Origin of the sequence: Nitrosomonas sp. Nm33 (assembly GCF_900107265.1) — a bacterium.
Taxonomy (GTDB): Bacteria; Pseudomonadota; Gammaproteobacteria; order Burkholderiales; family Nitrosomonadaceae; genus Nitrosomonas.
In genome coordinates, this window is record NZ_FNPJ01000002.1 from 13,259 (window position 1) to 26,310 (window position 13,052).

The 13,052-nt window shown below is 43.3% G+C and carries 11 protein-coding genes; all 11 read left to right on the forward strand.

What is annotated here, in order from left to right; all coding sequences use genetic code 11:
• Window positions 1–40 precede the first annotated feature (40 nt).
• The 11 genes from BLV54_RS00605 to BLV54_RS00655 all read left to right on the forward strand — a co-directional run bounded on the left by BLV54_RS00605 (window position 41) and on the right by BLV54_RS00655 (window position 12,976).
• Window positions 41–2,434: a motility hub landmark protein FimV gene (locus BLV54_RS00605; RefSeq protein ID WP_143032381.1), complete on the forward strand. Its 2,394-nt coding sequence runs from the start codon at window positions 41–43 to the stop codon at window positions 2,432–2,434.
• Between the two features lie 314 nt (window positions 2,435–2,748).
• Complete coding sequence (gene truA, locus BLV54_RS00610) at window positions 2,749–3,564, forward strand: tRNA pseudouridine(38-40) synthase TruA (protein WP_090566242.1); 816 nt, start codon at window positions 2,749–2,751, stop codon at window positions 3,562–3,564.
• Between the two features lie 192 nt (window positions 3,565–3,756).
• Window positions 3,757–4,383 carry a phosphoribosylanthranilate isomerase gene (locus BLV54_RS00615; protein ID WP_090566244.1) on the forward strand — a complete coding sequence of 209 codons (627 nt, stop codon included), beginning with the start codon at window positions 3,757–3,759 and terminating at the stop codon, window positions 4,381–4,383.
• Window positions 4,370–5,569, forward strand: coding sequence for a tryptophan synthase subunit beta (trpB, locus tag BLV54_RS00620; RefSeq protein ID WP_218132277.1), 1,200 nt, complete (start codon window positions 4,370–4,372; stop codon window positions 5,567–5,569). The genes BLV54_RS00615 and trpB overlap by 14 nt, the downstream gene beginning before the upstream one ends.
• A 96-nt stretch (window positions 5,570–5,665) precedes the next feature.
• Complete coding sequence (gene trpA, locus BLV54_RS00625; RefSeq protein WP_090566247.1) at window positions 5,666–6,496, forward strand: tryptophan synthase subunit alpha; 831 nt, start codon at window positions 5,666–5,668, stop codon at window positions 6,494–6,496.
• A 6-nt stretch (window positions 6,497–6,502) separates the two neighbouring features.
• Window positions 6,503–7,375, forward strand: a complete 873-nt coding sequence (gene accD / locus BLV54_RS00630; protein ID WP_090566251.1) for an acetyl-CoA carboxylase, carboxyltransferase subunit beta — start codon at window positions 6,503–6,505, stop codon at window positions 7,373–7,375.
• Between the two features lie 122 nt (window positions 7,376–7,497).
• Window positions 7,498–8,790: a bifunctional tetrahydrofolate synthase/dihydrofolate synthase gene (gene folC, locus BLV54_RS00635; RefSeq protein WP_090566254.1), complete on the forward strand. Its 1,293-nt coding sequence runs from the start codon at window positions 7,498–7,500 to the stop codon at window positions 8,788–8,790.
• Between the two features lie 28 nt (window positions 8,791–8,818).
• On the forward strand, window positions 8,819–9,520 hold the full coding sequence (locus BLV54_RS00640; protein ID WP_090566257.1) for an SPOR domain-containing protein: 702 nt from the start codon (window positions 8,819–8,821) through the stop codon (window positions 9,518–9,520).
• A gap of 37 nt (window positions 9,521–9,557) precedes the next feature.
• A complete protein-coding gene (locus BLV54_RS00645; RefSeq protein WP_090566260.1) occupies window positions 9,558–10,052 on the forward strand; it encodes a CvpA family protein in 495 nt (164 codons plus the stop codon).
• A 132-nt stretch (window positions 10,053–10,184) separates the two neighbouring features.
• A complete protein-coding gene (purF, locus tag BLV54_RS00650) occupies window positions 10,185–11,711 on the forward strand; it encodes an amidophosphoribosyltransferase (protein WP_090566263.1) in 1,527 nt (508 codons plus the stop codon).
• An 86-nt stretch (window positions 11,712–11,797) separates the two neighbouring features.
• Window positions 11,798–12,976, forward strand: a complete 1,179-nt coding sequence (locus BLV54_RS00655) for an O-succinylhomoserine sulfhydrylase (protein WP_090566266.1) — start codon at window positions 11,798–11,800, stop codon at window positions 12,974–12,976.
• Window positions 12,977–13,052 lie beyond the last annotated feature (76 nt).

The following is a 13,052-nucleotide window of genomic DNA, read 5'->3' on the forward strand; positions in this document are numbered from 1 at the left end:
GCAGCATATCTTCTATTCCAGGAAATGAGAGGATATTTCTGTGAATAAGATTTATTTTAGGGCATGTTGGTTGATGGTTTTGTTAATGTTTCCTTGGTTGGCTTATACGGCTGGTCTAGGAAAATTAACTCACAGTTCATTTCTGGGGCAACCATTTAAAGCGGAGATAGAACTTGTTTCTGTAACAAAAGATGAGATACCAGCCTTAACCGCACGTGTGGCCTCACCAGAAGCTTTTCGTCAAGCGGGTGTAATTTATGCATCTTATCATTCATCCTTGAGTATTTCAGTAGAGAAACGCGTCAATGGCCAACCTTATATTCAAATTACTTCACCGCAAGCAGTGGATGAGCCATTCGTGAGTTTACTGATAGAACTCAACGGATCATCAGGGCGTTTATTGCGTGAATATACTGTTTTACTTGATCCGGTCGATACACAAGTAGCCGAACCAGTTAATCCGATAATCCGGCATACATCTGATCAGCCCAAAACTGCCATAACAACTGCTGAAGTGATTCCGCCAAAAATTAAGATTGATCAGAGATCAAAAGCTCGTGGAGCGGCCTCATATAAGCCGGGAATGGGCAGCACTTACGGTCCTGTTGCGCGAGGAGAAACGTTAATCGGAATTGCCAGGCAAGTTACGCCTGAGGGAGTTGATCTTAATCAAATGCTGGTTGCTCTTTATCAAGCAAATCAAAATGGATTTTTCAGAAAAAATATAAATTTGCTGAAAGCGGGGGTAATACTGCGTATTCCTGATCAAAATGAAATTTCGGCTATTAGTCAAGTAAAAGCAAGTCGTGAAATTGGAGCGCAAACCACCAACTGGCATGCTTACCGCCAAAAAGTAGCTGATGCAGCCATGGGTTCTTCATCAAAGCCAAAGGCAGAATTGAAACAATCTGCAACGGGAAGAATATCCGCGACTATTCAAGAAGAAAGCTCCGTAGTCAAGAAGGCGTCGCCTGAAGAAGTATTGACACTTTCAAAAGGTGAGCAACTTGCAAACCACCAGAATATTGAAAATCTTAACGAGAAAAAAAGCAGCGAAGCCCAAGATTATGTACGAATGATGGAAGAGGATGCCATCGCTAAAGATCGTGCTCTGAAAGAGGTCAATGAACGAGTCGCTTTATTGGAGCAGAATATTGAAAGACTACAGCGTCTGCTCGAGATTAAAAGCGCAGGCATGACCGATACTCAAGCCCAGGCAGAGCAATCTCTTGCCCAGGTGGCGCCAGCGTCAACGCCACCTGGTCGAAGCGAAACTGAAACAATGCTTAGTGATTCAATAGATTTAGCACCAACACAAGAAATAAATCAGTCAGAACACTCTGAAAAGATCGTGTCTGCACAATCTATTATTCCAGAACAGCCTATAAGCCAAGTTCCATTGCCTGATTCTTCTGAATCGATAGAGACTGCTTTATCAGATCAAATTATGGGCTTTGTTACAGATGATTTGGAATTAGCGGGGGGGGCGATTGCAGTTTTGCTCACGGGTTGGTTGGGTATATCCATGCTTCGCCGAAGAAGGAAAGGAAGTAATAACATGGATGATGATGTTTTCGACTATCCCGGAGAAACTACGAAAAATAACATCAAGGCATCGCCCATGGCAGAATTAGCGTCAGCGGAAATGATGATATTGGATAAGGTGCAGGCCGCCAGAAAGAAGGATGTGATTTCTGAGTTTTCTCAAGATTCTAAATATTTAGAATCAGAAGAATCGAAAGGTAATTTATCCGAATCTGTGTCTGAGTTCTTTTTTGGCAAAAACTTAAGTGGAAGCTTTGTCAATGATCGGAATGCTGCTCCGAATCATGAGTGTGCTCAAATTGAGCTTGATCCGTCAGAAGGTATATCAGCTGAACAAGATCCTGAAACCAAATTTGATTTGGAAAATATTGACAAGAACTTTTCGATCGTTTCAGTAGATCGCGCCCAAGATACGAACGAGGCGGATATGTTGGTTACAAAAGAGCAGTCTATTTCCAGTCATGAGTTTGCTATGAATCTTGAAGCTGAGCAAACGGATAAGAAGGATTCTTCTTATGAAGAAAAGGGTATACCGTTCAGTATCGATTTTCCTCATGATTTAAAATCTTCCAACTCAATGACACTGTTAGATAAAGGAGAATCTTTATCAACACAGGACAATGCTCAATCAACTAAACTCAATCTGGCTTTGGCTGATATCAAACTCGATTTGGATGATGAGCCTGAAAAGATGACTGGGAATGGAGTAGCTCATGATAAAGATGAAAGTACACCGTGGAATGAAGCTGCTGTGAAAATTGATTTGGCTCAGGCTTATCTGGAAATGGAGGATAAGGAAGGTGCCAGGAAGATCCTGGAGGAAGTCATGCGTGAAGGTAATGAGGAGCAGCAAGCTGTAGCAAGATCAATGGTAGAGGATTTAAAGTAGTTATTCATTAAACCTGGATTTCTCAGCTAATCGCTCGCGCTGGTGTTAACATTATGAATATAATAACCTTTCCTGTAAATTTCATTCTCATCTTCTGGATATTCCTGCTTCGGTGTGGATTGCGCTATTTTGCAAGCACATGGCTAGGTTGCAATTCCTTTGAATGGAACGATTTTTTCGCATCGTTGCGCCTTGCCTGCACTCGCAAAATCACATACTCCATTCCGTTCAACTGAAGAATCTAGGTTAAAATTTCAAAGTAATGTGATTGTGATTCCTGAAAAACAGATTAGTATTGCGATTGTTATATTCTTGTGAGAATAGCTTTAGTTCTAGAATATAGTGGGGAGCGGTATCATGGTTGGCAAAACCAGCCTGCTTGCATCTCAATTCAAAGTGAGCTGGAGACTGCATTATCTAAAATTGCTAATTGTAAAGTTGGAGTCGTTGCAGCAGGTCGAACAGACGCGGGTGTTCATGCACTATACCAAGTGATTCATTTTGAAACACCCACACGAAGACCTATGAATGCATGGGTGAGAGGGGTTAATGCACTATTACCTGATGATATTGCCGTATTGTGGGCCTCAGAAGTGGGTGAAGCGTTTCATGCACGTTATTGTGCTATCGAACGGCGTTATCTTTATTGCTTGCTGAATCATCCTGTTCGGCCTGGGGTATCTCAAAGGAAAGTAGGATGGTTTCATAAGCCGCTAGAGCTTGAAAAAATGCAACAGGCGGCGGCCATGTTGTTGGGTGAGCATGATTTTAGCGCTTTTCGTACTGCTGAGTGTCAGGCGAAAAATCCGGTACGAAACTTAACCATGTTAGAGATCACGCAATATGGCCATTTTTTTATCTTCGAGTTCCGTGCTAATGGCTTTTTACATCATATGGTGCGTAATATTGTCGGTAGCTTAGTATATATCGGTCATGGTAAATATCTTCCTGGATGGATGCAGCTGTTGTTACAAAATCGTGATCGAACCCTTGCTGCGCCAACATTTTCTCCTCATGGGTTATACTTGGCTGGGATTAGCTATGATGCTAAATGGAATTTGCCTCCTTTCAATCAATCTCCTCTTGCAACTATTATGCTGAGTCCAAATAGGTCTCTGGTAGAAGTATAGAATCTGGTTGAAATCAAGGTTGATCAAATCATATAGAGAGGTGATTTCATTTCCAAATCAAACATGACGCGAAGGCGAGCCGCAGACAGTATAAAAAATAATACGGCAAGGAGAAGCCGACAAAGTCAAGTTTGATTTAGAAATGGAATAAGAAGTGGATTATTTATATGTTTAAAATGGAGTGAGTATTTTGTGCCGATCCGTGTAAAGATTTGTGGTATAACACGCGTTGAAGATGCGCTGGTAGCGGCACAGCAGGGTGCAGACGCTATTGGATTTGTTTTCTGGCGTCAAAGTGCGCGTTTTATTTCTCCTACTCAGGCACGTGAAATCGTATTGCGCTTGCCGCCTTTTGTGAATGTAGTGGGTGTTTATGTTGATCCTTCTCCAGAATGGGTGGAAGAGACTTCCATCACAGCTGGGCTGAATTTGCTCCAGTTTCATGGGGAGGAGACGCCCGAATTTTGTGGTCAATTTATCTTGCCTTATATTAAAGCTTTGCGTGTCAGGAAAGAGATGGATTTGTTACAATACGGAAAGCTTTACGAAAATGCCAAAGGATTGTTATTGGATACCTATACAGCAGGGATGCCAGGTGGTACTGGGCAAGTATTTGACTGGAATTTGATTCCAACAGATTTTCCTTTACCACTCGTACTTTCAGGCGGCCTTGGTCCTGATAATGTGGTGAATGCGATTAGACAAGTTCGGCCATGGGCCGTAGATGTATCCAGTGGGGTAGAAGTCGCAAAGGGTATTAAGGACGTGAACAAAATTTCTGCTTTTATGCAAGGAGTCAAGAATTGTGAAGATTTATGATCTTCCAGACAAGCATGGGCATTTTGGCCCATATGGTGGTACATTTGTAGCAGAAACACTTATCGCAGCACTGGATGAATTACTTGCTCAGTATCAGCATTTCCGGGATGACGCCGATTTTCAAGCGGAGTTCGCTCATGAACTCAAGTATTACGTTGGGCGTCCAAGCCCGATTTACCATGCCAAGCGTTGGTCAGCTCATCTTGGTGGCGCCCAGATCTTGCTCAAGCGGGAAGATCTGAATCACACAGGTGCTCATAAGATAAACAATACTGTGGGGCAAGCATTACTAGCAAAGCGCATGGGCAAAACCCGAGTGATTGCTGAAACAGGTGCAGGTCAGCACGGTGTCGCAAGTGCGACAGTTGCTGCGCGTTATGGCATGGAATGCGTCGTTTATATGGGCTCGGAGGATGTGAAGCGTCAGGCAACCAATGTTTATCGAATGAAATTGCTTGGTGCTACAGTTATACCGGTTGAGTCTGGTTCTCGTACGCTTAAGGATGCGTTAAATGAAGCGATGCGAGATTGGGTTACCAATGTTGAAAATACTTATTACATTATTGGCACGGTTGCAGGCCCACATCCCTATCCAATGATGGTACGGGATTTTCAAGCTGTCATTGGACGAGAAGCCAGAGTGCAAATGGAAGAGGAATATGGGCGCCAACCCGATGCATTGATTGCCTGTGTAGGAGGTGGATCAAATGCTATTGGTTTATTTTATCCTTATATAGAGGATAACAATGTTCGCATGATAGGTGTAGAGGCTGCAGGTAAGGGAATTAATACCCACCAGCACGCTGCCACCTTGGTGACAGGCAGGCCAGGAGTCTTGCATGGTAACCGTACTTACTTGATCCAGGATGATAATGGTCAGATTATCGAAACCCACTCTATTTCTGCAGGGCTGGACTATCCAGGTGTGGGTCCTGAGCATGCATGGCTCAAAGACTGTGGTCGAGCGGAATATGTGGCAGTAACGGATGATGAGGCTCTATCAGCGTTTCATGCCTTGTGCCGATTTGAAGGGATTATTCCGGCACTGGAATCGAGCCATGCCTTGGCTTACGCGGCTAAACTTGCTCCTACCCTTGGGAAAGACCAATTGCTGTTGGTCAATCTGTCAGGACGGGGTGATAAGGATATGACTACTGTTGCGCAACAATCCGGAATAGTATTTTGAATAAAATCTTCCTAGTGAAGATTCATCAAATAACAATTATGCCTGAATCCAAAAGCAATGCTTGCTTTGCGTTGACTGACTGATATTTATTTAAAGATGAATCGTATTACATCGACTTTTTCTGTACTCAAAGCACAAAATAAAAAAGCGCTGATTCCATTTATTACTGCAGGTGATCCGGAACCGGAAATGACGGTTACGTTGATGCATTTGCTGGTGCAAGCAGGGGCTGATATTATTGAATTAGGGGTGCCATTCTCTGATCCGATGGCAGATGGCCCGACTATTCAGCGTTCTTCTGAAAGAGCACTGCATCATCACACCGGTTTAAAAGATGTGTTAACCATGGTGACCGAATTTAGAAAAACAAATACGGTTACTCCCGTGGTGTTAATGGGTTATGCCAATCCAATCGAGGCGAGGGGGTATGGCAATTTTGCGATGGCGGCAAAGGAAGCTGGGGTGGATGGTGTCTTAATTGTTGATTATCCGCCGGAGGAATGTGAGGAATGGGTGCAACAACTAGAAGATCAGAAGATCGATCCTATTTTTTTATTGTCACCTACTACACCTAAAAGACGGATGGAGAAAGTAGCAAAACTGGCAAAAGGTTATGTCTACTATGTGTCATTAAAAGGTGTCACAGGGGCTTCACATCTTGATTTAGTGGATGTGCGCAATAAGCTGGCAGAGGTGCGTTCGCTCATCTCTATTCCTATTGGAGTTGGTTTTGGGATACGAGATAGCGTAGCAGCAAGGGCAGTTGCAGAGCTGGCCGATGCCGTGGTGGTCGGTAGTCGTATTATCGAAGAAATTGAAAATTCCACTCGTTCTGCTTTGCTGGATAATGTTAATAACTTAGTGAAATCCTTACGTACAGCGCTTGATGAAATCAACGGCACAATTACCTCAGATTCTGAGTGCTAGAAAGCTATGAGTTGGTTCGAACGCATTATCCCGCCCAAAATCAAGCGTAAAGCAAATGGTGAAAAGAAGGCGGTACCGGAAGGATTGTGGAGTAAGTGCGCTTCTTGTGAGGCGGTATTGTATTACACCGATTTGGTTAAAAATCTAAACGTTTGCCCTAAGTGCAGTTATCACAATCGTATTTCTGCCAGAAAACGAATTGATATGTTATTGGACCCAGGAGGGCGTAATGAAATCGGAGCAGAAATAGCGCCACAGGATCCCCTCAAATTTAAAGATAGTAAGCGTTATATTGATCGATTGACCCAAGCTAATGAGAGTACAAATGAAGATGATGCTCTTGTAGTTATGCAGGGAAGCATCAAAGCCGTGCCAGTGGTTGTGGCTGCTTTCGAGTTTGGTTTCATGGGAGGTTCCATGGGTTCTGTCGTTGGTGAACGCTTTGTCCGTGCTATACAAGTTTGTATCGAGCAACATTTGCCTTTTGTATGTTTTACAGCGAGTGGGGGTGCACGCATGCAGGAAGGATTGTTCTCGTTGATGCAGATGGCAAAGACATCGGCGGCACTTACGCGACTGAGTAAGGAGAAACTGCCTTTTATTTCAGTCTTGACTGACCCAACCATGGGCGGTGTTTCAGCGAGTTTTGCTTTTATTGGAGATATTGTTATTGCTGAACCGGGGGCGTTGATTGGTTTTGCAGGGCCACGAGTGATTGAACAAACAGTACGTCAGACGCTTCCCGATGGATTTCAGCGAGCAGAATTTTTGCTGGAGCATGGTGCAATAGACCTCATTGTCGATCGTAGGGAGATGCGTGATAAACTGGTTAATTTATGCGCGTTATTAATGCGTGTACCCGTTCCTGTATCCAGCTAACTGGAATTTCCTCTCATGATTAGAGAAAAGTTTGATAAGCAATTATATTAATATCCGATCTGATTAATTGATAACCTAATCCTACTGCTATTCAAAAATTTCTGGTTTGTTGGAATATCTCGATGGCGGAAAAAACCGCAAAACCTACCTCGCTGACTGATTGGCTGTTGTACCTTGAACATCTTCATCCCAAAGCTATCGATATGGGATTGGCTCGAGTAAGGCAAGTGAAAGATACTGCGGGTCTTATTCCCACGTTTCCGGTTATTGCAGTCGGAGGCACTAATGGGAAAGGTTCAACTTGTACCATGCTCGAGTCAATTCTAAGTTGTGCTGGATATCGCGTTGGATGTTATACCTCCCCGCATCTGCTGAAATATAATGAGCGCATTCGTATTGAGCAAAAAGCAGTTTCAGACGAGGAGCTTTGCTGCGCCTTTGATGTCATAGAATCAGCCAGATTGGGTTGCAATATCTCTCTGACTTATTTTGAGTTTGGGACACTGGCGGCAATGTATTTGTTTGCTCAATCAAAAGTGGATGTCGCGATCCTGGAAGTAGGATTAGGTGGGCGTTTGGATGCTGTCAATGTGTTTGATGCAGACTGTGCCATACTGACTAATATTGATTTAGATCATATGGATTATCTTGGTACTACACGTGAAGAAATCGGAATTGAAAAGGTAGGGATTTTTAGGAAGGATAAAATTGCTATCTGTGGTGAGACAAATCTTCCGGAAGTTGTACGTAAACAGATAAATACCATAGGTGCAAAATTTATTTGTATGGGTGAAGATTTTGATTATAAGGCCGACAATATTCAGTGGAATTACAAGGGGCCAGTAGGTAGCTGTTCTTCCTTACCTTATCCAGCCTTACGTGGAAGATATCAACTAAAAAATGCCAGCGTCTGTCTAACTGCATTGAATATGCTCAGAGACAAACTACCGGTTACTGCAAATGATGTGCGGCGAGGTCTGGTAGAAATATCTTTGCCTGGTAGATTTCAGGTTTTACCAGGGAGACCGACGACAATTCTAGATGTGGCGCATAATCCTGCGGCTACGCGAGTACTAGCGGATAATCTTGGCGCTTTAGGCTTTCATCAGTATACTTATGGAGTTATTGGCATGTTAAAGGATAAGGATATCGTTTCCGTCGTGCTGGCTTTGAAAAAGTGCGTGGACACGTGGTTGGTAGCAAGTACGCATACTGCCCGTGGTGCTTCAGCGGATGAAATCATTCAGGCGCTAAAAGAAATAGGAATAACAGATGAAGATAAGATTCGTGTTTTTCCAGATGCGTCAGCAGCCTATGTTTTTGCTCGTGAGCATGCAACTGAGAATGATAGAATATGCGTATTTGGCTCGTTTTATACAGTGAGTGCTGTATTAGGGGTATTACAGAAGAACTAAGTTATAAATGATCCAAAGGTAACTTCAAATGGTCAGAAATATTAGTGAAGAAGAAGCATTACTGAGAAAACGTGCGCGAAGACGTTTAGTAGGAGCGGTTACATTGGTGATTCTATCAGTAGTATTTTTACCAATGATTCTTGACAATGAGCCGAAACAAGAGCAGCAAGAAGTTGATATTCTTATTCCGTCGGAAGATTTGTTAAGTGAATCATCTCCTTGGATGATGCCAGGCGAGTCAGCTGATCACGATAGCAATGCAAGTACAAAATCGGGAGAACCCTTACCATTCAGTGTGCCAGAATTTACACAAACAGATAATGAATCGACGGAATTATATAGTACTTCACGTATTCCGATACCTTCTTCTAAACCTCGATTAAATAAACCTGCAATTCAAACTAATAAGCCCACAATTCAGGCCGCAAGACCAGAATCTATTCAACAAGCCACAAGGCCAGAAACTACTCAAGCTGCGAAACCAGAACCCCCCAAAGCTGAGGGCACATTTGTAATACAGTTGGGGGCATTTGCTGATCCGACCAAGGCGAAGCAGCAGCAACAGAATCTTGCGGCTAGTGGTGTTGACGCTTATATTGAAACGATAAAAGTAGGTAGTAATGAAATGGTTCGTGTGCGTGTCGGTCCTTTCCCAACACGGAAGGCAGCAGAAGAGGGGTATGAGAAGCTAAAGAAAATGGGATTGAGTGGTGTTGTGACAAGTAGATAGTTTGAACTTACTCATTTTGCCTTTAAAGTAATAGTAAATGACTATTTTTGATTATATTGTTTTGGGCATAGTTTCCATTTCTGTCCTTCTTAGTATTACCCGGGGTGTGGTGCGTGAAGTGGTGTCATTGCTTGGCTGGATCATTGCTTTCTTTGTGGCAAGCCATTATGCGGCAAATTTTGAACCACTCTTACCGCAGACCGTTGAAGATGGTTCCTTGCGTATGTTGATTGTGTTTGTGATGACTTTCTTTGTGGCTTTAGTAGTAGTAATGGTGTGCTCATTGCTATTGTCCAAATTGGTCAATAGCGTTGGTCTTGGCTTTATCGATAGAATTCTGGGTGCAGTATTTGGTTTTGCGCGTGGGTTGTTAATTGTCTTATTTATAGTATTAGCTGCAGGTTTTACCACTTTGCCCCAACAATCTTTCTGGCAACAGGCATTATTGAGGGTGCCATTAGAAATGATAGCGACGCAAGCAATTCCGTGGTTGCCACAAGATTTCAAAGAGCATATAAGTTTTAATAAATGATCGATACAGATTACTGGGATGAAATAAATAAGCCTATTGATCATAGAAATACATCCATTTGGAGTCTTTCAGATTCATTATGAAGAGCTTACTTTCTTTTTTCTGTAATCCAGGTTTATTCCGAGGTTAAATATGTGTGGGATTCTCGGTGTAGTTGCTCAATCGCCAGTCAACCAAGTGCTTTATGATGGTTTGTTAATGTTACAGCACCGTGGGCAGGATGCGGCTGGTATTGTGACAGCGCAGGAAAATACTTTCCATATGCATAAGGGATTAGGCATGGTCAGGGATGTTTTCCGTACTCGTAACATGCGTGCTCTGCCGGGTAATATAGGGATAGGTCATGTACGCTATCCTACCGCTGGCTCTGCCGAATCGCCAGCTGAGGCCCAGCCATTCTATGTTAATTCGCCCTTTGGGATTGTATTGGGACATAATGGCAATTTAACTAATGCAGCTGAGCTTGATAAGCAATTGTTTCAGTCTGATCGACGTCATGTCAATACACATTCTGATTCAGAGGTGCTGCTGAATGTGTTGGCACATGAATTACAAGAGTGTGCAACGAGCTATCAGTTAGATCCTGCTACAATTTTTGCTGCAGTTTCTGGAGTACATCGCCGCTGCCAAGGAGCTTACGCAGTGATAGCAATGATTGCTGGCTATGGTTTACTTGCTTTTCGTGATCCTTATGGCATTCGTCCTTTAGTTTTTGGTGCAGCAGAAACAGATCATGGAACAGAGTATATGGTGGCATCGGAAAGTGTGGCCCTTGATACGCTTGGATTTAAATTGATTCGTGATGTTGCCCCAGGCGAAGCAATTTTTATCGATGATAAAGGTTGTTTTTATAGCAAGCAGTGCGCAATTGATCCTACTCTTAATCCATGTATTTTTGAGTATGTTTATCTGGCACGCCCAGATTCAATCATGGATGGTATTTCCATATATGAAAGTCGGCTTAATATGGGAAGCAGTCTTGCGGATAAAATAAATAAAACGATGCGGCATCTTGATATCGATGTCGTGATTCCCATCCCAGAATCAAGCCGCCCAAGCGCCTTACAACTTGCTAATCATCTCGGTATCAATTTCCGAGAAGGATTTGTTAAGAACCGTTATATTGGTAGGACCTTCATCATGCCGGGTCAGCAGCATCGACGTAAGTCAGTGCGCCAGAAACTTAATGCAATCAGCATTGAGTTTCGCGGTAAGAATGTATTGTTGGTAGATGATTCAATCGTCAGAGGAACGACTAGTCGAGAAATTGTGCAAATGGCACAAGAAGCAGGCGCACGTAAGATATATTTCGCATCAGCAGCACCTCCCGTTCGTTTCCCGAATGTTTATGGGATTGATATGCCTACCCGGCAAGAATTGATTGCAACTGATCGTGATGATGATGAGATTTGTCGGGAGATCGGGGCTGATGGTCTTGTCTATCAGGATCTGGAATCTCTCAAAAATGCGATATCATCAGTAAATTCACTCGTAAAGAATTTTGAGAGTTCTTGTTTTGATGGGAATTATATAACCAAGGATGTTACCCAAGAGTATTTAGCCGGAATTGAATTGCAACGTAATTCAGGTACGAAAATATCTCAATCTAATAGGCATAGTACTCAGCTTGATCTGGGGCTGGAATTGACAGATTCATAGAGAAAATAGACTGATTCTCGCAAGATCGATAGAATCATTGGTTCGGGGTAACAAGCAAGCAGACTTAATTTGGGAAAAAAGCCGATATGTCAGATGATTTAGAGCCAGAAACGTTAGCACTCCATACGGGTATTCATCGCAGCCAATTCAATGAGCATTCTGAGGCAATGTATCTGACCTCAAGCTTTGTTTTTGAAAGTGCTGCTCAGGCAGCTGCACGTTTTTCAGGGGAGGAGCCAGGAAATATTTATTCCCGCTTTACAAATCCTACGGTCACGGCCATGCAAGAACGACTCGCTGCATTGGAAGGCGCTGAAGCATGCGTAGCCACTTCTTCCGGCATGTCAGCTATACTCGCGTGTGTGATGGGACTGCTTTCAGCCGGAGATCATATTATTGCCTCACGTAGCTTATTTGGTGCAACGGTCAGCCTCTTTACGAATATTCTCAATCGCTTCAATATTCAAACGACTTTTGTATCTGCTACTGATATAGATGAATGGCGCGCGGCAGTCAAGGTGAATACAAAGCTGTTATTTCTGGAGACACCTTCCAATCCATTGACTGAGATCTCCGATATTTCAGCGCTGTCAGCAGTTGCCAAGCAAGCGAATGCATGGCTGGTGGTAGATAATTGTTTTTGTACGCCTATCTTGCAGAAACCTTTGGAGTTGGGCGCTGATCTAGTGATTCATTCTGCAACCAAGTATCTGGACGGACAGGGCAGGGTGCTTGGTGGAGCAGTGCTGGGTAAACGTGATTTACTGATGGACGGCGGTATTTTTGGTTTTCTACGTACAGCTGGGCCTACATTGAGTGCATTTAATGCATGGGTTATTCTGAAAGGAATGGAAACCCTTAAAATCAGGATGGACACGCATTGTGCTCATGCCATTGAAATTGCGCGCTGGTTAGAAGCACAGAAGAGTGTTTCACGTGTTTTTTATCCAGGACTATCATCCCATCCACAGTATGAGCTGGCCAAGTGTCAGCAAACAGCCGGAGGAGGCATTGTTACCTTCGAAGTGAAAGGTGGAAAAGAAGCGGCATGGCGAGTAATAGATAATACGAAATTAATTTCGATCACGGCTAATCTTGGTGATGCCAAGAGCACATTGACCCATCCGGCTACAACTACGCATGGTCGGATCAGTCAAGAAGCGCGTGATGCGGCAGGAATTACTGATGGGTTACTGCGTGTTGCAGTAGGCCTTGAATCCCCCCAGGATCTTAAAGCAGATCTGGCCCGGGGGTTATTATCCTGATTTAAAAAATATTATCCCGTTTCCAAATCAAAGATGACGCGAAGGCGGGCCGCAGACAGTATAAATAATACGGCAA